General features: G+C 36.1%; 20 protein-coding genes. 7 read left to right on the top strand and 13 right to left on the bottom strand.

Annotated elements, in window-relative coordinates; all coding sequences use genetic code 11:
* Positions 1-254: 254 nt before the first annotated feature.
* Entirely contained in the window at positions 255-1268 is a 1014-nt protein-coding gene (locus BUE84_RS02330; protein ID WP_079240336.1) for a zinc metalloprotease, read from the top strand.
* A gap of 108 nt (positions 1269-1376) precedes the next feature.
* Positions 1377-2786 carry a phosphatase PAP2 family protein gene (locus tag BUE84_RS02325; RefSeq protein WP_079240335.1) on the top strand — a complete coding sequence of 470 codons (1410 nt, stop codon included), beginning with the start codon at positions 1377-1379 and terminating at the stop codon, positions 2784-2786.
* A gap of 34 nt (positions 2787-2820) precedes the next feature.
* On the opposite strand, the gene BUE84_RS02320 is transcribed toward BUE84_RS02325, so the two are convergent.
* Positions 2821-4686, bottom strand: a complete 1866-nt coding sequence (locus BUE84_RS02320; RefSeq protein ID WP_079243837.1) for a M1 family metallopeptidase — start codon at positions 4684-4686, stop codon at positions 2821-2823.
* Between the two features lie 106 nt (positions 4687-4792).
* Positions 4793-7162, bottom strand: a complete 2370-nt coding sequence (locus BUE84_RS02315) for an outer membrane beta-barrel family protein (protein ID WP_079240334.1) — start codon at positions 7160-7162, stop codon at positions 4793-4795.
* A gap of 250 nt (positions 7163-7412) precedes the next feature.
* On the opposite strand from BUE84_RS02315, the gene BUE84_RS02310 reads away from it, so the two are divergent.
* Together BUE84_RS02310 and BUE84_RS02305 are read left to right on the top strand one after the other, a co-directional pair.
* Positions 7413-8735, top strand: coding sequence for a sensor histidine kinase (locus tag BUE84_RS02310; RefSeq protein ID WP_079240333.1), 1323 nt, complete (start codon positions 7413-7415; stop codon positions 8733-8735).
* Positions 8725-9411, top strand: coding sequence for a response regulator transcription factor (locus BUE84_RS02305; RefSeq protein ID WP_079240332.1), 687 nt, complete (start codon positions 8725-8727; stop codon positions 9409-9411). The genes BUE84_RS02310 and BUE84_RS02305 overlap by 11 nt, the downstream gene beginning before the upstream one ends.
* Before the next feature lie 5 nt (positions 9412-9416).
* Here BUE84_RS02305 and BUE84_RS02300 read toward each other — a convergent pair whose 3' ends face one another.
* From BUE84_RS02300 to BUE84_RS02260, 9 genes are all read right to left on the bottom strand, one after another.
* Positions 9417-10244, bottom strand: a complete 828-nt coding sequence (locus tag BUE84_RS02300; protein WP_079240331.1) for an endonuclease/exonuclease/phosphatase family protein — start codon at positions 10242-10244, stop codon at positions 9417-9419.
* A 66-nt stretch (positions 10245-10310) separates the two neighbouring features.
* Entirely contained in the window at positions 10311-10514 is a 204-nt protein-coding gene (locus tag BUE84_RS02295; RefSeq protein WP_079240330.1) for a hypothetical protein, read from the bottom strand.
* Positions 10511-11773 (bottom strand): S8 family peptidase, encoded by a 1263-nt coding sequence (locus tag BUE84_RS02290; RefSeq protein ID WP_079240329.1) that lies wholly within the window; start codon positions 11771-11773, stop codon positions 10511-10513. Before BUE84_RS02290 ends, BUE84_RS02295 begins: the two co-directional genes overlap by 4 nt.
* A gap of 11 nt (positions 11774-11784) precedes the next feature.
* Positions 11785-12363 carry a hypothetical protein gene (locus tag BUE84_RS02285; RefSeq protein ID WP_079240328.1) on the bottom strand — a complete coding sequence of 193 codons (579 nt, stop codon included), beginning with the start codon at positions 12361-12363 and terminating at the stop codon, positions 11785-11787.
* A complete protein-coding gene (locus BUE84_RS02280) occupies positions 12363-13058 on the bottom strand; it encodes a hypothetical protein (RefSeq protein WP_079240327.1) in 696 nt (231 codons plus the stop codon). Before BUE84_RS02280 ends, BUE84_RS02285 begins: the two co-directional genes overlap by 1 nt.
* Before the next feature lie 15 nt (positions 13059-13073).
* On the bottom strand, positions 13074-13961 hold the full coding sequence (locus tag BUE84_RS02275; protein WP_202971506.1) for a DUF2589 domain-containing protein: 888 nt from the start codon (positions 13959-13961) through the stop codon (positions 13074-13076).
* A 164-nt stretch (positions 13962-14125) separates the two neighbouring features.
* Positions 14126-16066: a M1 family metallopeptidase gene (locus BUE84_RS02270; RefSeq protein ID WP_079240326.1), complete on the bottom strand. Its 1941-nt coding sequence runs from the start codon at positions 16064-16066 to the stop codon at positions 14126-14128.
* A gap of 84 nt (positions 16067-16150) precedes the next feature.
* Positions 16151-17032, bottom strand: coding sequence for an SDR family oxidoreductase (locus BUE84_RS02265; protein ID WP_034695744.1), 882 nt, complete (start codon positions 17030-17032; stop codon positions 16151-16153).
* 174 nt (positions 17033-17206) lie between these two features.
* On the bottom strand, positions 17207-17617 hold the full coding sequence (locus BUE84_RS02260; RefSeq protein ID WP_079240325.1) for a DUF1573 domain-containing protein: 411 nt from the start codon (positions 17615-17617) through the stop codon (positions 17207-17209).
* Positions 17618-17776: 159 nt separating this feature from the next.
* Between BUE84_RS02260 and BUE84_RS02255 the strand changes: the two genes are divergently transcribed.
* The 3 genes from BUE84_RS02255 to BUE84_RS02245 all read left to right on the top strand — a co-directional run bounded on the left by BUE84_RS02255 (position 17777) and on the right by BUE84_RS02245 (position 22101).
* Positions 17777-19030, top strand: a complete 1254-nt coding sequence (locus tag BUE84_RS02255) for a sensor histidine kinase (protein WP_079240324.1) — start codon at positions 17777-17779, stop codon at positions 19028-19030.
* 12 nt (positions 19031-19042) lie between these two features.
* The gene (locus BUE84_RS02250; RefSeq protein ID WP_079240323.1) at positions 19043-19726 is read left to right on the top strand and encodes a response regulator transcription factor; all 684 of its coding nucleotides are present in this window, start codon (positions 19043-19045) and stop codon (positions 19724-19726) included.
* A 77-nt stretch (positions 19727-19803) separates the two neighbouring features.
* Complete coding sequence (locus BUE84_RS02245; RefSeq protein ID WP_079240322.1) at positions 19804-22101, top strand: GH92 family glycosyl hydrolase; 2298 nt, start codon at positions 19804-19806, stop codon at positions 22099-22101.
* 153 nt (positions 22102-22254) lie between these two features.
* Here BUE84_RS02245 and BUE84_RS02240 read toward each other — a convergent pair whose 3' ends face one another.
* Positions 22255-23316: a tetratricopeptide repeat protein gene (locus tag BUE84_RS02240; protein WP_145953196.1), complete on the bottom strand. Its 1062-nt coding sequence runs from the start codon at positions 23314-23316 to the stop codon at positions 22255-22257.
* A 211-nt stretch (positions 23317-23527) separates the two neighbouring features.
* Positions 23528-24865 carry a dihydroorotase gene (locus BUE84_RS02235; protein ID WP_079240320.1) on the bottom strand — a complete coding sequence of 446 codons (1338 nt, stop codon included), beginning with the start codon at positions 24863-24865 and terminating at the stop codon, positions 23528-23530.
* Positions 24866-24904 lie beyond the last annotated feature (39 nt).

The raw sequence follows: 24904 nt of genomic DNA, 5'->3' as shown, positions 1-24904 counted from the left end.
CGATTTATTATAAAAAATATTCTATAAAAAATAGAAAAATGATAAAATTATTTACATTCAAAATACACTTAAATGTGAAATATAAAACAAATAATTGATTTTAACTAAAATTCAATACAATTCATATTTAATTGATTTTAATTCAAACAAATTAATTAAAATTTAGGTATTTATTAAATATTTATAGAAATAATTTGCATATTAATTTCAAATACTATAATTTCACGCCCTCAACCAAATTATATTATAACGATATGAAAAAATTCCTATTTGGAGCCCTGATTCTGGGCCTTATGTCGGCGTGCAACAACGACAGCTTAACCAACCAAAACGAGACTTCTCCGGATCAGGATAACACTGTTCCGAGTGCTCTTAAAAGAGGTTGTCCATCAGAAGAAATCAGACAAGCAATGCTTCTGAAAAACCCTGCATTAAAACAAAAAATGGCTGATATTGAATTCAGTACTGAAAAATTTGCAGAAAATCTTAAAGTGGGAAAAGTTCTTGCCGATGGAACTGTTGAAATCCCAGTTGTTTTTAACGTAATTTACAACACTTCTGCTCAAAATGTTTCCGACGCAAGAATTGCAGAACAGATTGCAGTCCTTAATGCCGATTATGGGGCAACCAATTCTGATATTAATAAAATTCCTTCTGCATTTCAACCAGCTGCAGCAGGTGATGTAAAAATCCGTTTCAAACTAGTAGCAACCAACCGTAAGCAAAGTACCAAGACAGGCTGGAGATCTGATCTGGAGCAAATGAAAAAAGCTAGTACCGGAGGTATTGATGCTACTGATGTAAATAAAAATATGAACATTTGGGTTGTTAATTCAATTCTTGACGAAAACAACCAACCAGGAACTCTAGGTTATGCTTATTATCCTGAAAATGCAGGGCAATGGTATGATGGTCTTGTAATTGGATATCAATATATCGGAAAAACAGGTGCATCTGCTCCATTTAATTTAGGAAGAACAGTAACGCATGAAGTAGGACACTACCTAAATCTGCCTCACCTTTGGGGATCATCCGATACAGGTTGTCAGACAGATTACTCTAATGACACTCCTACCTCTCCTGGTCCTAACTATGGAAATCCTACTTATCCTTTAAACAGAGTTTGTGGTGGTGTAAGCCGTTCTCAGATGTTCATGAATTACATGGATTATGTAGATGATAAATCTATGGTGATGTTTTCTGCCAATCAAAAAACAAGAATGCAGGCTGTAGTGGCAGCATCCGGACCAAGAGCTGGATTAAGATAACCAACAACCTCAATTAGAATATTATAAAAATATTAAAATAGTCTATCTCAATTTTTGGGATAGATTTTTTTAATATTTTTACGCGATTTAAATTTCAACACCACTAAGATGAAAAAAATAGCATTAGCATCAGGAATACTATTGCATTTATACTGTATTAAAGCTCAGGATACTATCAAAATTAAAACACTGGATACTATCCCATCCAGAAATCTCAAGGAAGATTTAGCCCTCATCAGTTCAGGATATGCTATTCAGGAGAAAACTCCTTTTTTTCAAAAAGAATGGGTGAAAAAATCAGTAGCTCCTGCTCTTCTGTTTACCGCTGCCGCTGCAACATGGGGAGAAAAAGAGAATATTCGTGAGGTAAGAAACCGATACCTTCCCAACTTCAAAGTAAAATATGATGATTATCTACAATACGCTCCAGCTGTAGCTGTTTACGGTTTAAAGCTGGCAGGTGTAAAAGGTAGAAACAATCTCGGGAGAGCTACTTTATCTTATGGTACGAGTTTAGCCATCATGGCCATTTTAGTCAATTCTATTAAATATACAACAAAAGTAGAACGCCCGGATGGATCCAAAAACAACTCTTTTCCATCAGGACATGCGGCAATGGCTTTTACCAACGCCAGTTTTCTGCACAAAGAATATGGTTTGGTAAACCCAGCCTACAGTATTGCAGGATATGGTTCTGCAACTCTTACAGGGCTTGGGCGAAATTTAAACAACAGACATTGGGTTCCGGATATTCTGGCCGGTGCAGGTATCGGAATTATATCTACAGAACTGGGGTATTTTTTTATTGACAAAATTTATAAAAACAAGGGAGATAATTTAAGTCTCTTATCCAGAATACAGGGCAATGATTATCCTTCTTTTCTTGCTCTAAAAATGGGAACCGCATTAGGTACCACCAACTTCCTGAAAGAATCTGAGCTGGATGACAAAAAGCAAATCGGTTTTGAAGGAGGATTGGAAGGCGCTTACTTCTTTTCAAAAAAATGGGGAGTAGGTGCAGATGTATCCTTCAGCAGCTTCCCTATTAAATCCCAAAGAATAACTTTTGATGACGCACAGGATTTTGGTGATCATGAAATTAAAACACAATCTATGGGCTTTCTTTCTGCAGGCATCGGACCTTATTTTTCTCATGAATTATCAGAAAAATGGCAGCTTACTTTAAAGGTAACCGGAGGATATGCTGCAACAGCAAGTGGAAAAGTATTTGTAAAAGGAAACGATATTGATGCTCCCAACCACGAACTTCAGATCGCCAGATACAAGCCCAAACCAGCTTTCCGCTGGAACACCGGTGCTTCCATGACCTACAAGTTCAATCCTGGATTAGGCCTTACATTCTATACAGATTACAATCAGATCAATTCTACAATCCGCTATTACTTCAGCGATGAGATTAAGGATGGTGACGAACTGAATCAGGAACTTAATAACCTGATTACTAAAGAAAAAATCAATTATATTACGCTAGGCTTACGATTAACAGCCTATTTTTAAAACAAAAAGCCTTCAGAATCTGAAGGCTTTTACTTTATAAATTTTTATGGTTGTCATCCGGAGTATAATCCATAAAGATATCTCCGTCCAATTGTACAGATTTTACTTTTTTCTTAATAGGAATTACAAGATCGGTCAGTTTCTGATCTTTTTCCCAAACTGAAGGTGAAAAATGAATTTTCTCCGTAGCTCCGTCATCATAAGACAATATTGCATCAAAAGGAATGGCAAACCCACCTACATTCGTTACATTTATGGTAAGCATATCATTCATCTGGGATGCTCCTGTTACTTTTAAGTCGATATAATTATTGGTATAAAACCAATTCTGGAAGAACCAGTTCAGATTTTTTCCTGATCCTGTATTCATAGAATTGAAATAATCCCACGGAACCGGATGTTTTCCATTCCAGTTATCCATGTAATGATGTAATGCTTTTTTGAAAAGTTCATCTCCTAAATAATCTTTCAGAGCCAGATAAGACAATGAAGATTTTACATAGGAGTTGTTTCCATATCCGGCACCGCTCACCTGTGTACTCATCGTAATCACCGGTTGATCCTGCTCTGCAGAAGGATCATTGATCCATTTTTTAACACGGAAGTTTTTATAAAATTCCTTAGCAGCAGCCTCTCCGTTTTCATCAATTCCTATAAGATATTCCAGCGTGGTCGCCCAGCCTTCATCCATAAATGCATATCTTGTTTCATTGATCCCCATATAGAAAGGGAAATAAGTATGGGCAATTTCATGATCTGCCGTCAACCTGGCATCATTAAGATCATCAGGAATACTGGTATCATTGATCATCATAGGATATTCCATATCTGCATACCCCTGAATAGCCGTCATTACGTTGTAAGGATATTCTACTCCCGGCCAGTTTTTTGAAAACCAATCCAGGTTATAGCGCATCCAGTCTACGTAATGTTCAAAATCTTTCGCTCCGTTTTTATATCCTGCCTGAACGCTGGCTCTTTTTGTTTTTAACTGAACACTGGCAGCATCCCACACATAGTGGTTGCTCATTGCAAAACAGAAATCTGTAATATGGCTTGCTTTAAACTTCCAGACATTCCATTTATTCTGTCTTGTTACTTTTCCGGACTTCATTTCCTGCTCTGTAGCAATATGCATCAGCTTATCACTTTTCAGAGAAGCTTTATATCTTTTTAAATATTCCGGCTGAAGGACAGCTTCCGGATTCAGAAAATCTCCGGTTGCCCAAACTACATAATTTTTCGGTGCAGTGATAGCAAAACTGTAATCATTGAAATCATTATAAAATTCCTGTCTATCTGAGTGCTGCAGCATATCCCATCCGTTGTAATCATCATACACGGAAATTCTTGGAAAAGAATATGCCACATAGAATGTTTCAGGGTCAATCTGCCCTTCTCTTCCACTCTGCACTGATAATGGATATTCCCACTCTATTTTAATTTCAGCTTTTGATTTAGATTTTAAAGCTGATTTTAATTTTACTTTTTCAACTGTACTCCAATCATCACTGTTGATCTCATATTTTACGTTGTTTACAGTAAAGGATTTAATTTTCAGTCCGGATGAAAGGAAATCTTTGGATACAAATCCTGATCTTGGCGACTGTGGTTTGTGAAGGTTATTCACAAATCGTATAGCCAGTTCGTTCAGATTATCGGGACTGTTGTTGGTATAGACAATGGTTTCTTTTCCGGAAACTATTTTTGTAGCAGCATCTACTTTCACCTCTACATTATACACTCCTTTATTCTGCCAGTAGTTTTTTCCTGGCGCTCCGGAGATATCACGTGTTCCTCTCTCATACGCTTTTTTGATATTCCTCGGCATATACAATTCCTGAGCTGACAATTGCAGTAAAGAAACTGCGATCAGCATTCCGGAAAAAATTTTCTTCATAGCAATCTTTTTAAAGATAGGCATCAAAAATAGCGAAAATACACCATCAGACGACCATTATTTTACGATAATATTTCACTGTAATTAACTTTTGAATTAAAATATTCTACAATCTATCCTGTTCGGCTGTTTTCTTAATGGTTTTTGCATTTTTAACCGATTGATTTCCAAAGTTGAATTTCAATGAAAATGTCACTCCCTGAGTATCGGAATAATCAAGAAAATAGTTATCCTGATTCGCATATTTTGTACTGACCTTCTGCCCTGTAGATCTGAAAATATCGCTAAAAACAAGACTGGCTTCCAGCTTTTTACTAAAGAATTTTCTATTCATTACAAAATAGGCTGACCACAAAGAAGATATTCTGAAAGTTCCCTGTATGCCGGGAGAATAGTAGCGGTGTCCCATTTCCATTTTCCAGTCGCTATTTTTATCCAGCGTAAAACTTGTTGAGATGTTCGAAACCCAGTTCCAGACTTTATTTTTATACAACATTCCATCAATTCCTTTGAAATAATTCTCGTTGTGCTCAAGATTTTCAGAAAGGATAATATTCCACCAGGATTTCACCTGGAAATTTTTATACAAGCTTAACCCGAAAGCTTCACCTTTCTCGATATTGGTAAAATAATAAATCAAACTGTTGGTACTTGGCTCCTGATAGGAAATTTCCATAGAAGGATAAATTTCTTTTCGATAATACAAATCAAGATTCCAGTCTTTCCAGGAATAGGTAAGATTGAGGTTATGGGTAATTGTCGCTTTTAATTTCGGATCACCCTGGTAATAAGAAAACAGATTGTAGTAAGATTTTGCAGGATTCAACCATGAATAGGAAGGTCTGCTGATTCTTTTCCCATAGGAGAACCCAAACTCCTGTTTATTTTCTGTGGTGTACTGTACATAAAAAGTGGGAAAGAATTTCCAATAATTAGTCTTGTTCAATTCATAAGGTTCGGAAACTATTCCTTCAAGATCTGTCATTTCCGCACGAAGTCCACCTTTAAAACTCCATTTCCCTATATTGTAGGCTAATGAAGAATATAGAGCAAAATTGTGTTCTTTATAATCAAAAATACTGCTTTTCTCCGGCCGGTATTGTAATACTCCGTTCTCATTATCGGAGAAATCAAGTTGACTGCTTGTCTTTACAAAACTATATTTCGTACCAGATTCAAGTTCCAGCTTATCCGCTTTCCACAGATAATCGAACTGAGTGGAATACAGCTGAACATCTGCTTTATTCTGAGTAATAAAGTTATCTTCTTTAGGTGGTTGGCCTGCAAAGTTCAGATAGGTGATTACATTCTGGTATTTATCCACATTATTTCCGGTAAAATAATTGATCCATGAAAGGTTGCTTTTTTTATTCAGTTTTCTGTCTATCTGAAAACTTACCGAGTTATTGATGGAACGGGAACGGTGATCATTGATCGTGGTATAATCAGATTCCACTATATCCTGCTGGTTATAGATCAACGTAGGGACATTATAAGTCCCGAAGGACTTTGGAGAAAAATACCCTGAGTAGTTAAAGCTTAAATTGGTCAGGCTGTCCAGTTCATATTCCGCATTAAAATTCAGGGTATTCTGGTTATTGTTTTTATCCTTCCTGTTCATCGTACTTACCCATCGGGTTTGGCTTTCCGGATAGTTTACATAATCTGTTCCTTCCCGGTAGTACGTTCCCAGCCCTTTATAATAGCTTCCCATTAAGGAAAGTTTATCTTTTTTATAATATTGAGAAACACCAAAAACGCCTTTTGCATATTGGGTCTGCACATATTTGGATGAAAGAATACCGCGATAACCTTCAATTTTATTCTTTTTCAGAACGATATTCAGTACTGCGCTTCCCGAAGCTTCATATTTTGCAGGCGGATTGGTAATCACTTCCACAGATTTCACTTCATCTCCCTGTGTATTTTCCAGAAGGTTTTTAAGTTCATCCCCTGTCAGCATTACTTTTTTATCATTAATCGTCACCAGAATTCCGGTACTTCCCTTTACACTCAATACACTGTTGTTGATGGTAACACTGGGTGTATTTTTTAAAATTTCCCAGGCATTGAGTGAAGAAATATTACTGTTTTCCACATTAAATTCCAGACGGTCTACCTTTCTTTTCACTAAAGGTTTACGTTTCGTCATTATCACACCTTCTATTTCATGAGCTTCCTTTTTAAGAATGATATTCAGTGGTTCAGGCTCTTTTAAATCCAATTTTTTCTCAAATAAAGAGTATCCCTGATTTTTAATGACCAGCTTTATATTTTCCTCTGAAATATCTTCCAGTACAAATTTCCCATTGTCATCTGTTTTTAATTTTTTGATTAATTTATCCTGAGCATTATACACTTCCACCTTTACAGATGAAAGCTTTTCATTTTCGGTATTTACCACTGTTCCTCCAGCTTTTTGTTGCTGGGCAAGAATCAAAGCTGGAAAACACAGAAAAAAAAGAATCTTATACATGGTTATTTTTTTTTATCCTCTCAAACAAAATCTATTGTTCTGTTCTATGGATACAAAATTCTATATTGGCTGGAACAAATACAGTTAATGGAAGGTTAATGATGGGTTAATGTATTTTCTGATATCAACACATCCAGATTCAGGAAGATGGATAAAGCTTTATTTGTGGAGATTCAACACTATGGTTAACGGAAGGTTAATAATAAAATAATCATTTCCGGAACATGACTAAAGTTTTATCTTTGTTTTAATGATAACCAAGAGTAAAATTCTCATCCCGGTTTTTGCCGCTCTATTCCTGCTTTTATTGGGAATCCAGGTTTATTTTATGTATAAAACCTATCAGGTAAAAGAGAGGGATATCTACAGATCTGTGAATGATGGGCTTACCAATTACACAGACAATCTTGAAGACATCCAGGAGGCTAAAGAAAGAAATGATGATTCTCTTCAGGAAATCATTATACAGTATCATAATAAAGAGATCAACAAAAAAGATTTTCTCCGTTATTTCGTAGAAAACAGGAAATCTGCCAGAGAAAGACTGATTCATTATATTGACAGTCGTTATAAAAAAGACGGTTACGAAATCTCCGCAAGAATACGATATCTTTCCATTGTTCATCTTCCGGACAGCTCAAAAGTAATTACCGAACCTATTGTTATTTTTGAAACGCAGGATAAGCTAAAAAATCCACGCATTGCCAGTAACGGAAGTTGGGAAACCTCAACCACCAAAAGAAATGATACAGATAAAGGACATATTGAAAAAAAGAATACTTTTCTTGTTAAAACCCAGACAGATTTTGAGATCAGAAATATAAAAAGTATTGTTTTCAAAGAGCTTACCTTATTGATTATATGCTGCGTTATTCTTCTTTCAGGAGTTCTTCTGCTTTATATTTTCACGATCAGAAATCTTATTCAGCAGCAGAAGCAGGTGGAAGTCCTCCACAACATTGTGGATAACATTTCTCATGAATTTAAAACTCCTATCGCTACTTTAAAAATAGCTTCGAAAGCATTAAAAAAAGAATGGAATCCTGAAACACTTCCTCTTATTGACAGACAGATTTCACGTCTTGAAAGCCTGATGTTTCAGCTTCATAAAGATGAAATTCCTGATGAAATGACCGCTATACAACCTGAGCACTGGAACTTTTTTATTCAGGATCTTTCAGTTACTTATCCCAATACAGATTTTAAGCTTGAAAATACAGTTTCACAAGAGCTGCCTTTTGATAAAAACCTGATGGAAACGGTCATTAAAAACCTTTGTGAAAACAGTGTAAAATATGGAGCATCAGTTATTACAATAGGTGTCAGAAACAGTTCTCAACAATTAGAATTTGAAGTTTCCGATAACGGTAAAGGTATGGAAACAAAAGAGCTGAACAATATTTTCGAAAAATTCTACAGAATACAGAATAATAACATCCACAATAGCAAAGGTCTTGGGCTGGGACTTTATTTCGTAAAAAAAATCATTGCCAGTTATGGTGGTAAAATAGAGGTTTCCAGCCAGCTTCATACCGGCAGTACTTTTAAAATATCAATTCCTTATGAAAACTAAAATCCTTCTGGCAGAAGATGATCCGGATTTCGGAATGATTCTTAAGCAGTATCTTGAATTGGAAGATTTTGAAGTCAGCTGGTTTCAGAATCCGGAAGATATTGTGCCATTGGTTCAGACTGATTTCCCCTTTCAGATAGGAATTCTGGATGTGATGATGCCCAATATAGATGGTTTCTCGCTGGCGAAAATGATTATTAAGGAAAGGAGTAATTTCCCTTTGTTATTTTTAACGGCTAAAAATCAAAAAATTGACCGATTGACAGGATTGAAAATAGGTGCTGACGATTATATTGCGAAACCCTGCGATCCTGAAGAACTTGTTTTACGAATTAAAAATATTCTGAAAAGAACACTTCCTGCTGTTACGGAAAGTCAGATAAAGATCGGAGAATTCTCACTGGATACCACCAAACTTATGTTGTCACATCCTAACGGGAACAATCGGCTGACCATACGGGAACAGGAACTTCTTCTGTACCTTCTGAAGCACAACCGATCCATCATTACAAGGGACAATATTCTGGATAATATCTGGGAAACCAATGATTATTTTACGGGAAGAAGTCTTGATGTGTTTATCAGCAGACTTCGCAAATATTTCATCAATGATCCTCAAATAAAAATCCAATCCCTGAGAGGAATTGGATTTGAAATTGATTTTCCAACCAATTGATTTTTTTATAGGGAAAGATTCACAATCACTGGAAAATGGTCTGAAGGATACAGCAGATTTTCTCTTCTGTCATTGATATGTCGGTGAGATCTTATTTTAAAACCTTGGGTAAAAATGTAATCGATTCTGTCTTTTGGAACTTCATTCACATTGAAGCCTGTGAAAGTTCCTACCGGACCATAATGTTTCGTTTCAGAGTGATAGAAAGTGTCTTTCATATTTTTGGAAAGAATTTTAATCGGTTCAGAATCATCTGTCAGATTAAAATCTCCACTCAGCGTTACCGGAAGATTCTTTGGATTCAGTTCTTTGATTTTTTTCAGGATCAATTCGGAAGATTTTACTCTTGCTACATTTCCAATATGATCAAAATGAAGATTCATTGCCAGCAATTCTTTCTTCGATTTTTTATCTTTAAATACGGCATAGGTACAGATTCTGTTCAGCGCAGCATCCCAGCCTTTTGAAGGCTTTTCCGGAGTTTCAGATAACCAGAACGTCCCGGATTTTACAATGTCCAGTTTGGTTGTATCATAAAAGATGGCAGAAAATTCTCCTTTTTCTTTACCGTCATCTCTTCCTACTCCGATATAGTCATAATTTTTTAAACCTGCTTTAATATCTTTCATCTGCTCCGGAAGTGCTTCCTGTACTCCGAAATAATCAGGATGATAATAGGTCAATAAATCAGCAACGTCCTGTTTTCTTTTTGGCCAGGCATTGTCTTTATCCGACTCTACATTCAGCCTGATATTAAAACTCATTACGGTAAGGTCTTGTGAGAATCCTAATGCAAAAAACATCAGAAACACCATTGAAAATCTGAAATTCATATGTTATTTTATCATTAAGAGACAAAAATAAAACTTCTCTGTGACAGAAAAGCTTTATTGATGTGATTATATTGTTAAATTATCTTTTTCTTCTTCTATAGATATAAAATAGTCCTGAAAATCGGACTCAGAAATCAGCAATTGGCTTTCAAACCTTATAACTCCTATGGTTTTGTAGTGAGCAGCCAGTTTTATGCCTTTGCTTTTGAGGAGAACTTCAAGCTTTTTTAAATTTATATCTTTCTTTAAAACTGCAAGGTAAGTGATCATAAGTATATCTGTATTAAACCGTTTCCAATATCTCTGTATTTTATACCTTCAACAGGTCTTGCTTTGCTTTCAATCAGTTCCCAGATCTCCTTTGCTGATTTGTTGGAAAACTGTTCCATATACAAAGCGGCAAGTCCGGAAACATGTGGTGCTGCCATACTTGTACCGCTCATACTGTAGTACAAATTACTTTTATTTTTTGCATTTTTAGGATAGGAACTGATAATATCTACTCCGGGAGCACAGACATTGATACTTCCTCCTGTGGACGGGTTGAGACCTGCATTTGAAAATCTGGCGATCTTCATTTGAGCGTCAATAGCTCCTATTGCCATGATCGATTTTGAATTAGCCGGCATTGAAACAGGCTGTGGAATCTGCGGTCTGTTGCTGTCATTTCCAGCCGCTGCTATAATAAGACAGTTATTTTCCAATGCTCTTTCCCCAATGGTTTCAAAAAGAACAGAAGGTTGATCATCTAGCCTCACCGGAGATGCCAGTGAAAGGGATAGTATTCTGAATTTTTTCGTAATCGCCCAGTCTATCGCATCAATGACACTACTGGTTGTTCCTCTTCCATTGTCTGCAAGTACTTTTGCTATTTTCAGATTGCAGTCTCTGGCAATCCCGTAACGCTTTCCGGTATCACTTCTTGTATTTCCTGTAGCTACTCCAGCGCAGTGTGTACCATGTCCGTTGGGATCTCTGTTCCAGTCTTCAGCGTCTATGAAAGACTTTCCTTCAATTTCTTCATTGGAAAAATCCGGGTGGGAAGTTTCAAGCCCAGTATCGAGAATACAAACATCAATTCCTTTTCCTGTATAGTTGGCATTTTCCAGTCCAATAGCTTTTAATCCCCATTCCATTTCAATGAATGATTTTTGAGGCAAAGGCTTACTGGTGATATATTTTTCAAGTTCTGAAATTTTTTCTGCAAGACCGGCCGACTGTTTTTTAAGTTCACTAATCAGCTGCAACTCATCTGCAGGAAAAAATTCTCTTTCTTTTTCATAGTATACAATAGAATTTGATTCATCTTTTACGGCACTTTTCAATTGATCTTCATCCATATTATCCACCACAAGAACTCCCAGGTTTTTGTAAAGTACACCGTTATCCTGATCAATGATTTCATAAGAACGGTTTTCTTTGGATAACAATTCTGAAGAAGTAATACTCACTTCCAGTTCTCTCTCTATTTTTTTGAGTGCATTTTTCTGCTGATTCTGCAACAGAACAATATATCTTCCCGTTTCCATAATGATCTTTTTTAAATTAATTTCAGAAATACTTTTTCCAGAATAAGAAAAATATCCTCCGGAATAATGGTCAGTCTGAGTTTCTTATTAATTCCGGATATGGCTGTATTCTGCTCAACCAGTGAATTCCAGAAACGTTCAATCTTGGAAACAGAATTCATGTCTTTCAGCTTTGCATCATCCAGGATACCATTCTGATATAATGATACAATGATTCCTGAAATAAGTTCTTCCGCATCCTCAAGTTTTTTGTTTTCCTTAGCGTATATTTCCATAAGAATATCATAAATACTTTCCATTCCATTGAATGAGAATCCTCCGAGAATTTCCCTTCTCCCATTCACTATTTTCTCCATTTTAATGGGATTAAAACCTCTTTTAACGGTGGAAATCATATTCATAATTTTCAAGACTTCAGATTCATGGCTGGTGTTTCCTTTGGTACGGAAATACTCCAGAACTTCGTTGAGAAATGCATCAAACCTGGCATCAAAATCAAATGATTTTGACAGGTATAAAGCCTGAACTTCATTGAACTGTTCCAGCAGTTCTTTGATTTTCTGTACCGTAAAGTGAATAAGTTCCTGCATTACTCAAAAGTTATCTGTTCTATTTCGTTGCCGTCTTTATCTTTGTATGATACAATCCTGATTCCTTCCTCTTCCATTTCCACATGAAGGTTGATGAATAGCTTATCTTTATCTTCTGCTGCACTTGTATTGGGATCTATGTAAATGCTGTTCAGCTTTGCATTCACCAGCGTATATTTATTCAACAGAACTTTTGAAAAAATTTCTTTCAGTTCATCGGTTTCTTCTTCTGTTCCTTCCTGAGGTCTAAATATTCCTGAATTCAAAATCTGCATTTTCTTTCTGAGATCCAGTTTAAGAACTTCATTGGCAGGGAGTTTCCCGAATTTCTGATCATTTTTTTCCAGGTTACTGAACAGGGTTTTAAACTCTTCAGTTTGAATCTGTCTTTTATTTATTTCTGGAATATTCAGTTTTTTCTCTTTGTTTGCCAGACGGATTCTTTCATTTATTTCTGTCACAAACTGATCCTGATTCAGTTTAAAATTATATTTGGAATCTGAATCTATATCTGTGATTTTGATCGGAATATCCATCTTTACACTGGGCAGAGCATATCGTGGAACCTTGAAGTATTTCAGGTATTCATGACGGGCGTATTCTTTGGCAATAAGAACCGCATTTTCGTCTGCTTTTTTACGAGCCTGAATTATCTCGTTGTTGAGATAATCCAGGTAATCTGATAGTTTTATCATCTTTCGTAAAATCTGTTATTGTGAAAGAAGTCCAAGCACTTTTTCAAGCCCTGCAGGCATTTCATCATTGGTAGCACGTACTTTTACCCCAAGAGAATATTCTTTTTCCACTTTGATTCCTGTACTGGAAGTTCTCTTATAGGATACATCTACTTTGAATTTCACTGGTCCCCATCCACCAGATACTCCGGCATTGATCCCGAACTCGTCACTTACATCTTTTGTGTACGTTGAATTAAGTTTTACATTAAAGTCAACTTCACAGGTTTCAATTCTGAAACTCGGAACATTCAGCAACGCAATAAAAGGCACTGAAATTTCTACATCATTCGGAATTGTTTTAGGATTGGTAGCACTTACCGGCTCATCTTCTTTAAAATCCGGATTCGGAATATTTTTTTTGTATTTGAATTCTGCCATTCTCAGTTTTTTAGGACTGGCCGCATTGGCTGGATCTGTAAGTTCGAACCCAACTTCATTAATGAAATTAACAGTGGCAATAGAGGCATTAGACTGTGCTTTTACACAAGCATCCAACGGTCCGCCAATAATAGTTGCAAAGTCAATGCTTCCCAATTCTGCGGCAAAATCTGCACTGGCAGCATCAGAAGTTCTGAAAATTTCTTCATCAGCAGCTATTTTACCTGCAATCATTTTCATGATTTCTGAAGACGCACCTGAGAAAGATTTTTCCCACTTTTCATCATAGCTTTTTTTGAATTCGTCTACGATGGCTAATAATTCTTTATTCGTCAATGAACTCAGTTCTGAAGTTTCAACTCCCGACACTTTTTCATAGACTGCCGGGGTAAGAACTTTTTCTACTCCTGATAAAAGATCAATTAACTCATTTTTTGTTTTTTTGGCGTGGCTTGCTTCAAGCACCGATTTTAATGTTTCCATGTTTTTGTTTTGATTAATATTGTGGGACAAAATTATATCACTGACTCCCAAAACATTGTAGGGAAACCCCTCAACTTACCCCGGAAAAACACCCTAAAATAAAAAGCCTGAACTTACGGTGGTAAGCTCAGGCTTTTATACTGCACAATTTTATCTTATATAAACTATGCAGGTTTTTTACTGTTATTTTCCAGATTTACATCCGGAACAACAGAATTCGGATCCAGTTTTACCTCATCAATTTCCTTGCTGGAATCTACCTTGAATGTCCATTCTGTATTTCTTTTCCAAACCTCAACAGGAATTTTCACCGTCTGTGCAGTTCCATCTTTGAATTTGATTTGTACTGTTGTAGGCATTGGCAGCTGGCCAATATTTTCAACCGTAATCTGAACTCCGTTTTTAAAGTCTCCGTTTACATATTGTACGTTCTTAACTGACTGATCAATTTTCCATTTATTAAAGAACCATCCTCTCCAGAACCAGTTCAGCTCTTCTCCGGAAACATTTTCAATCGTATGGAAAAAATCCCATGGCGTAGGATGTTTGAATGCCCAACGATCAATATATGTTCTGAATGCTTTATCAAATTTTTCAGGCCCAAGAATAGTTTCTCTTAAAACATCTAATCCTGTTCCCGGCTTATAGTAAGCCAAAGCTCCGATACTTCTTTCTTTCATATTATCCGGTCCTACCATTACAGGTTCCAGATTATCAGTCAACAAATACTTTCCTGATCTTGCCAGGTTCGGTTTACGGTAATATTCTCCTTTATTGAAAGCTTCGGTTGAAAGTCCGTTAATGAATGTATTGAATCCTTCGTCCATCCAGGCAAATAATCTCTCATTAGATCCTACGATCATAGGAAACCAGTTGTGTCCGAACTCATGATCTGTAACGCCCCAAAGATCTTCTCCTTTAGAATCCATATGACAGAAAACGATTCCCGGATATTCCATTCCACCTTCATTTCCTGCTACATTGGTGGCCGCCGGATACGTATATTCATACCATTTTTTGGAATAATGTTCTATAGCAGCTTTCGTATATTCGGTAGACCTTCCCCATGCTTTTTCGCCAGCACTTTCTGCAGGGTAAGCCGAAATAGCCAGAGATTTTTTTCCGCTAGGTAAATTGATTTTTGCAGCATCTAAAATAAATCCTGCAGAAGATGCCCACGCAAAATCTCTCGTCTGTGTAATTTTGAATTTCCAGGTTTTTGTCCCGGATGCCTTATTTTTCCCAATTTCAGATTCTGGACGGATCATTACTGTTTTATCACTGTTTCTCGCCTCGTTCCATCTGCTGATTTCTTCTTTGCTGTACACTTCTTTCTCATTCAGAAGTTCTCCGGATGCTACTACATACTGATTGGCAGGTACAGTAATATTAGCTGTAATATTTCCATATTCTAAATAAAACTCCGAAGCTCCAAGGTAGGGCAACGTATTCCACCCCAGGACATCATCATACACACACATTCTTGGATACCATTGTGCCATGGTAAATATTTTACCGTTTTTAGTATCCTGGATACCCATTCTGTCTGATCCATAATCAGGAGAAATAAATGAATACTCAATTTCTATTTTAGCAACTCCTCCATTGGCTTTTAATTCTTTTGGAAGATCAATCTGCATTCTCGTATCGGTAATGGTATATTTTACTTCTTTTTTACCATCTAGCTTAACTGATTTAATGGTATATCCGCCATTAAACTCTTCACCATGAGCTCCATTTCTGCTTCCTGAAAGCGGAACTACGCCATTTCCTCTGGAATCTTTTGCAAACAGGTTCTGATCCAGCTGCAGCCAAAGAAAACCTAATTTATCGGGACTGTTGTTGGTGTAGGTAATTTCTGCTGTACCTGTAATCTCTTTTTTAGCTTCATTCAGGCTGACATTCAAATGATAATCGGCTGAATTCTGCCAATAAGCGTGTCCCGGCTGTCCGCTTGCAGAGCGGGTTGCCGTACCTGTCTGAGGGTAGAAGAAGGGTTTAAATGCTTCTACATAATCATATTTCGGGGTTTGCTGTGCATAGGCAGTTCCTGAGAACAGAACCACTGCAAGCGTCGAAACAAGGGTTGGAAGTTTAAAATTCATTTGAAAAAGTATTATTTAGTGTATAGGTAAAAAAAACTCCCGGATTTGTTACACATCCGGGAGTTTTTTTAATATAAGTTTAATTTAATTTGATTTTTTTGCTTTAATCATCGCTTCTAAAGCATCCCACATTTCTTTAGGAATTGCTTCAAGCATATTGAACTCTCCGGCTCCCTGAAGCCATTCTCCTCCATCAATAGTTACTACTTCCCCATTCATATACGCTGAATAATCGGAAACCAGATAAGCTGCAAGATTGGCAAGCTCCTGATGTTCTCCTACTCTTCTCAACGGAACTTTTTTCTTCATATCAAATTTCTCCTGAAGGTCTCCGGGAAGAAGTCTGTCCCAAGCTCCTTTGGTTGGGAAAGGTCCCGGAGCAATAGCATTGAAACGGATTCCGTATTTTGCCCATTCTACAGCCAATGATCTGGTCATCGCCAGAACTCCTGCTTTTGCACAGGCAGATGGTACTACATAGGCAGAACCTGTCCATGCATAAGTTGTTACGATATTCAATACAGTTCCCGGAGTTTTAGAATCAATCCAGTGTTTTCCTACTGAAAGGGTACAGTTTTTTGTTCCTTTTAAAACGATATCAAGGATAGAGTCAAAAGCGGAGTGAGTCAGTTTTTCTGTTGGAGAAATAAAGTTTCCGGCAGCATTATTCAATAAAATATCAATCTTTCCGAATTCTTTCAGAGTTGCTTCCTTCATGGCTTCCACCTCATCCCAGTTTCTTACATCACAAGCTACACAAAGCACTTTCCCTCCTGTTTCCTCTTCCAGTTCCTTAGCTGTTCCCTGTAATTTTTCCAGGTTTCTGGAAGTAATCACCACTTTGGCACCCAGTTCAAGAAAGTATTTGGTCATTGCTTTTCCAAGGCCGCTTCCGCCTCCCGTTACAATCGCTACTTTATCTTTTAGTGCACCTTCGCGCAGCATAGGTTGTGTATATAGACTCATAAAATATTTTTTCTTAAAAATACTAAATATTGAAATGCAATTACTTAAAATAGATTGATAAATAATGCTACAAATAATTATTTCTTATATGATTCTTAAAATAGATTTACTATTCAAAAAGAAAATAGCCTGATAACAATTACCAGGCTATTTTTTCATTTGTTAAACAATGTATTAAGAAGCTACCACTCCTTTGAATGAAAGCGTCTTAGGAGTTTTGCTGTCACTAGTAGTAACGTTTACAGTCTTCATAAACGGTCCTGCTGCTGCTGCGTTATAGCTGGCTTCTACAAACCCTTTTTTCCCTGGCTGGATAGGTGTTTTTGTATAATCTGCAGTGGTACATCCGCAAGAAGGAGCTACATTCTGAATAATGATTGGTTTTGAGCTTGTATTAGTAAATTCAAATCTGATCAATTTCGGTTTACCCTGAGGAATATTTCCTACATCAATAGATTCTGATTTCCATTTGATAGCATCTGCAACCATTTTTACAATAGATGGTGCATCAGTAGTAAGTACATTAGCATAAAAAGGAGAGAATGCCAACACTGCCAAAAGAGCTGTAATTTTTAGTTTTTTCATGAGTATACATTTTAATATTTGAAACTGATTATTTTCTTTCGATACAGCAAATGTAAAGCAGAGTGTGATTACAACTTGTTAACCGCTGTCTAACATTTGTTAACGAGTTGTTAATAATAAAAGATAAATAGATATTTTTGGATAATATTGTTTCAGGAAATGAAAATAAAAAGACTCAATATTATTATAACGCTGGGATTCGTTGCTATTATCGGAATTTTAATAGCACAGCTGATGTGGACCCGACAGGCGTATAATCTTGAAGATAAAAAGTTTAACCAGAAGGTCAATATTGCCTTAATGGAAGTTGCGGAAAAGCTCTCCGGAGGAAAGACATCCTATACCGAAAATCCAGTTCAAAATATTGCCAATGACTATTATGTGGTTAATATCAACAATGAATTTCATCCCGTAGTTCTTGAATATTACCTGAAAACAGAATTTACACGCTTCCAGATCAATACCGATTATGTGTATGCATTATACAATTGCCACAGCGATAAAATGATCTATGGAAAATACATGACCTCTCATCAGGAAAGTCCCAGCAACAAGGTGATCAATTTTCCAAAGCATAAAAATCTGATCTATTACTTTTCCATACGCTTCCCGGATAAAACCACTTATCTGATCAGTTCATTACGATTCTGGTATCTCCTTACATTTGCCCTTATCATCATTCTTTTAGTGTATGTATATTCTATTTATACGATCATTCAGCAGAAGAAGTTTTCGGAACTCCAACGTGATTTTATCAATAATATGACTCACGAATTTAAGACTCCTTTATCCTCAATACTTTTAGCTTCGGAAGCACTTAACAAGCAGGAAATGGTACAGGAAAATTCCAAACTGCAAACATATACTTCCATTATTATCAATCAAAGTCACAAGCTAAATGGTCATATTGAAAAAATATTGAATATTGCAAAGAACGATGCGGCAGGTCTTTCATTAAAACCTCAAAAAATTCTGCTTCTCCCCTTTATTCAGGAAATTGCAGACAATATACAGCACAAAAATAAAGATCTCAGCATCGAAATCAATATTGAAAACAGTACTTCGGTAATGGCAGATGAGTTTCACTTTACCAACATTATTTATAACCTTCTGGATAACTCCATCAAGTATTGCGAAACAAACCCCGTGATTAAAATTTCAGCTCACAAAGATTCAAAAGGATTATATTTAAAGTTTAAAGACAACGGAATGGGAATTCCCGCTAAAAATATTCCTCATATTTTTGAAAAATTTTATCGGGTACATACCAAAAGAAGTGAAGAAGTGAATGGTTTCGGACTGGGATTATTTTATGTAAAAAAAGTAGTTCAACAACATCACTGGAAAATTTCTGTAGAAAATAATGAAGATAAAGGAATTACCACAACGCTCTTCTTCCCGTTTTCAAATTAATCATGTGTAAGTATGGAGAAATCTAAAATTTTATATGCCGAAGATGACAGAACAATAGCCTTTCTGGTGGAAGACAGCCTGGAAAGCTATTATGATATCAGCTGTTATTCTGATGGTGAATCTGCATGGGAAGCATTTAACAGTCAGGATTTCGATATTTGTCTGCTGGATATTATGATGCCCGGCATGAACGGATTTGAGGTGGCACAGCGAATCCGTAGTAAAAATGCTGAGGTTCCGATTATTTTTATCTCTGCAAAAGCTTTAAAAGAAGACAGAATCAAAGGGCTTAAAATAGGCGCTGATGATTATCTGGTAAAGCCTTTCAGTATTGAAGAGCTTATGCTGAAAATTGAGGTTTTCCTTAAACGGACTAAGAAAACGGATACTACTCTTTTAAAATATAAGGTGGGCAAATATAATTTTGATCCTAAAAACTATACCCTTCAAGGGATAGAAAACAGTATTACTCTTACCCAAAGAGAATCTGATCTCCTTTTATATTTTATCCGTCACAAAAATCTGGTGGTCAAAAGACAGGAAATTCTGAAGGCCATCTGGGGAGATGATGATTATTTTATGGGACGAAGTCTTGATGTATTTATTTCCCGATTACGAAAAGTACTGGCTGAAGAGCAAAACGTTTTAATAGAAAACCTCCACGGGATAGGGTTCCGATTTTCTGAAAAAGAATAAATAATCCTCATATTACTCTAAAACATAACAGCAAATGATGATTTTAATTAATTTTAAACTTTGAAAATTGATCATTAATGAAAAATCACAGATCTACTGTTTTTCTATTTCTTTTATGTGTAAGTACACAGTTTAAGGCTCAAAAATTTGAAAAATTAATACAATATGTCAACCCTCTGATCGGAACCGAAAAGATGGGACATACGTATCCGGGAGCAACTGTTCCTTTTGGTGCTGTACAACTAAGCCCTGAAACAGACTCCATCTCATATGAACTTAACGGAAAGTATAATGGCGAGGTGTATAAATACTGCGCCGGCTACCGTTATGAAGATAAAACCATTGTTGGTTTCAGTTCTACCCATTTCAGTGGAACAGGACATTCTGATCTCGGAGATTTTCTCGTAATGCCTACCGTAGGAAAACTTCAGCTGAATCCCGGAACGGCATCCAATCCTGGAAGTGGGTACAGAAGTAAATTTTCACACCAGAACGAAACAGCAGAAGCCGGATATTATAAAGTAAAACTGGATGATCACAATATCCTTGCAGAACTGACTGCAACACCAAGAGTAGGAATTCACCGCTATACTTTCCCTAAATCTGACCAGTCTCATATTATTTTAGATCTGATGGCCGGTATTTACAATTATGATGGAAAAAATGTCTGGACCTATGTTCGTGTAGAAAACGGAAATACCATCACAGGTTACCGACAGACCAACGGCTGGGCAAGAACCAGAACAGTTTATTTCGCCATGAAGTTTTCAAAACCATTTAAATCTTATGGCCAGAAAAATTATGATGAAAAGCAGGTTTACAAAGGATTTTGGAGAAAATTCGACCAAAATCAGAATTTCCCGGAGATTGCAGGTAAGAACCTTAAAATGTATTTTGATTTTGATACGAATGAAAATGAAGCCATTGAAGTAAAACTCGCTATTTCTCCGGTAAGCCAGACCAATGCTATGGAAAATCTTGAAAAAGAAACTGGAAATATAACCTTCGATCAGGCCAAAGCCCAAGCTCAGGACAACTGGAATAAGGAATTAAATAAAATTGTCATCAAAGCTTCTGATACGGAAAAAACCAACTTCTATACAGCCATGTATCATACCTTCATTAACCCTACCACTTATATGGATGTTAATGGAGAATATAAAGGTCTGGATCAGAATGTTCATCAAGCAGATGGCTTTACCAATTATACCACCTTTTCTTTGTGGGATACCTACCGTACGCTACATCCTTTCTTTAATATTATTCAGCCTAAAAGAAATGGTGATATGGTAAAATCCATGATGGCTCATTATCATCAGTTTTCGATGAAAATGCTGCCGATCTGGTCACATTATGCCAATGACAACTGGTGTATGAGCGGCTACCACAGTGTAAGCGTAGTGGCTGATGCTATTATTAAAGGAAATTATAGCGGTGATACTGAAGAAGCCTTAAGAGCATGTATAGAAACAGCAAACAAAAGAAATTACGAAGGTATAGGACAATATATTGACCTTGGATATATTCCGGCCGAGAAAAACGGAACTTCAGTTTCCAATACCTTGGAATATGCCTATGATGACTGGGCTATTGCTCAATTGGCAAAACATTTAAACAAAACAGAAATCTACAATCAGTTTATCAAACGGTCTGAAAACTGGAAAAATAATTTTGACAAAACCATCGGGTTTATGCGTCCACGTCTGGCAGATGGAAGCTTTAAAAAGGATTTTGATGTATTAAGCACTCACGGACAAGGTTTTATTGAAGGAAACTCATGGAACTACAGTTTCTTTGTTCCACAAAATCCGGATGAACTGATCACCATGATGGGTGGAAAGAAAAAATTTGCATCAAAACTGGACGAACTGTTTACCATGCATTTACCTGATGAATTCTTTGCAGACACTGAAGATATTACGCGGGAAGGAATTATCGGTGGATATGTTCACGGGAATGAACCTGCTCACCATGTTGCGTATTTCTATAACTGGGCAGGCCAGCCATGGAAAGCACAGGCGCAAATCCGCCGTATTCTTGAAATGCAGTATAAAGCAACACCAGACGGACTGGGTGGAAATGATGATGCCGGACAAATGAGTGCCTGGTATATTTTAAGCTCGTTAGGATTTTATCCTGTAGCACCAGGTTCGGAAGATTATTCAATTGGAAGCCCTGCAATTGATAATGCTGTACTCAATCTGGAAAATGGAAAAACCTTTGAAATTGAAGCCATCAACCAAAGTCCGAAAAATGTATATGTTCAGAAAGTTCTTTTGAATGGAAAGGAGATCAGAAATTTTACCTTGAAACATTCTGAGATTATGAATGGAGGAAAACTTACGTTCTATATGGGAAATAAAGCGAAAAGGTAAGATATTCTCATAGATTGGGCGGATTGAGCAGATGATTGGTTTAAAAAAATCTGCGTAATATCCTACATCTGCGAGAGCCAAGAATAGGTTTGGGCTAAAGCCAATGGAAGATTAAAATAGAAAGAGCGGGCTAAAGCCCGCTCCTATTGATTATTATTTTTCAGCACATTTTTCGTTATACAATTTGGCTCCTTCTGCTTGTTCCAGATCTTTTAATTTTTTCAATGCAGTACATGCAATATCTGATTTATTCTGGGCTAGAGAAATAGAAACTATATTATATAGTGCATCGGTATTAGTATTGTCATTGTCATAAGCTTCATTAAAGAAGTGAATTGCATTATCAAACTTTTGTTTGTTGAGGGCATCCATTCCTTTATTGAAATTATCTGTAGAAGCAAACTTATTTTTAGTAAAAACAGGAAATTTTTTAGTATCATTTGAAAAACCATAAAATCTAATACCCATTGTGCTTAATCCACTCCTATTTCTATTCTTAATACTCATTTCATAAGGAATAATAATTTTTTCAAAACCCTCAAAGCCTGTTAAATCCCAAAGGTGATAATTTTTCTCAATAGTTGTTTTGAAAAAATCAATCCCTTTTTGATTAGCTTTAGTCTCTTCTTTATTTTCAGTTTCCACTTCAACCTTTTGCTTTTTAGGGAAAATTAAAATATTACCTTTTGAACTAAAATTGAAAAAAAAATCTTTTTGTGAATAATTCTCTAATATTTCAGAAATAATATTTCTTTTTAATGAGGGTGTAAAATTTTTAGAAGCAATTATAATAGAATCATTCTTTTTCTCTTTCACAAAATTATTCAGTACAATTGAACTCTTTATAAACCATATCTTTTTTATTTTATCTGGAGAATCTATCCCGACAATTCTTTGTATCACAACTAAGGAATCTGAAGTTAATTTTTCAATTTGATATCCCGCAAGATCTGATGTTTTCATTAATTCTTTTTCTAATTTGAAGTCCATACAACTCCCTTTATCTAAAATCAACGCATCTGTAAATAAACAAAGGTTATTTCCTTTTATTTTCCATATTAAAACTTGTGATGGCATTTGCGATAAGTCTCGGCTGCCATCCAGCATACTAAATTTTACCCTTGTCCATGAAGAATTTGCAAGTAATTGAGTATTTATTTGTGAGCTAAGCTGTAAAGAAACTGAGAGAAATAAGATTAAAAAGAACTTACACATTGATTATTATTTTTTCCGCACAAAACTAATTAAATAAAACTTCATGAAAAGTATGCCTTCAATATTTTCCCTTTTCTTTCTCAATTAATATAAGTTTTGGCTAAAGCCAATGGAATTTTTCAAAATAAAAGAGCGGGCTAAAGCCCGCTCCTATTGAATTATCGTAATAATCTCAAGTTAACTCGAAACTATATTCTTTGAGTATGTCCAATTAATCCCTTGGTTCAAAAAGCAATCTCTCCCCAAATTTTTCCTCTGCAATTGTACCATTATCATACACCAAATGTCCGTTGACAAAGGTGTGCGTAACTTTTGAATGGAAATTCATCCCTTCTAATGGGCTCCAACCGCATTTATAGAGTAAATTATCTTTGGAAACTGTCCAGTTTTCATTTAAATCTACTAAAACAAGATCCGCTTTATATCCTTCTCTTACAAAACCTCTTTTTTCAACTTTGAAAAGGATTGCCGGATTATGAGCCATCTTTTCAACGATCTTCTCAAGGGATATTTTTCCGTTTTTATAATTTTCAAGCATCACCACCAGTGAATGTTGTACCAAAGGTGCTCCTGAAGGGCATTTTGTATATACATTATTTTTCTCTTCTGCAGTATGTGGCGCATGGTCTGTAGCAATCACGTCTATTCTGTCATCCAGCAATGCTTCCCAAAGTGCATCTTTATCCTTTTGGGTTTTTACAGCCGGATTCCATTTGATAAGATTTCCTCTTGTTTCGTAATCATCGTTGGTAAATGTAAGGTGATGAACACATACCTCGGCAGTGATCTTTTTATCTTTTAAAGGAATATCATTTCGGAAAAGCTCCATTTCCTTAGCTGTTGAAAGGTGGAAAACGTGAAGTCTCGCACCTGTTTTTTTTGCAAGCTCAATCGCTTTGGATGAAGATTTATAACATGCCTCTTCACTTCTGATCAGATGATGGAATTTGACAGGAATATCGTCCCCATATTCATCCATATATTTCTGAGTATTGGCTCTGATGGTAGCTTCATCTTCACAGTGAACAGCAATCAGCATTTTAGTATTACTGAAAATATTCTCCAGAGTTTCAGGGTTGTCTACCAGCATATTTCCTGTGGATGATCCTAAGAATAATTTGATACCCGGAACATTTCTGGGATTTGTTTTTAAAACTTCTTCCAGATTGTCGTTTGTTCCTCCCATCATAAACCCGTAATTGGCATATGCTTTTTGAGAAGCAATCTCATACTTGTCTGCTAATAATTCCTGGGTAACTGCATTGGGAACAGTATTTGGCTGATCGATAAAACTGGTTATTCCACCAACTATTGCAGATCTTGATTCACTTTCAATATCTCCTTTATGAGTAAGTCCCGGATCACGGAAATGCACCTGATCATCAATAACTCCGGGAAGAAGATACTTTCCTGAACCATCAATAATCTGATCTGCATCTTCAGAAATACCGGCAGCTATTTTAGATATTAAATCATTTTCTATTAAGATATCGCTTTCAAAGACTTTTCCTTCGTTAACAATATTTACATTTTTTATAAGAACTTTCATTTCAATTTATTTCTACACAAAATTAAGATTTTCAGTTTT

Origin of the sequence: Chryseobacterium indologenes (assembly GCF_002025665.1) — a bacterium.
In the GTDB taxonomy this organism is placed as follows: Bacteria; Bacteroidota; Bacteroidia; order Flavobacteriales; family Weeksellaceae; genus Chryseobacterium; species Chryseobacterium metallicongregator.
Note: the sequence above shows the minus strand (reverse complement) of the source record. Positions and strands in the feature narration are given on the sequence as shown.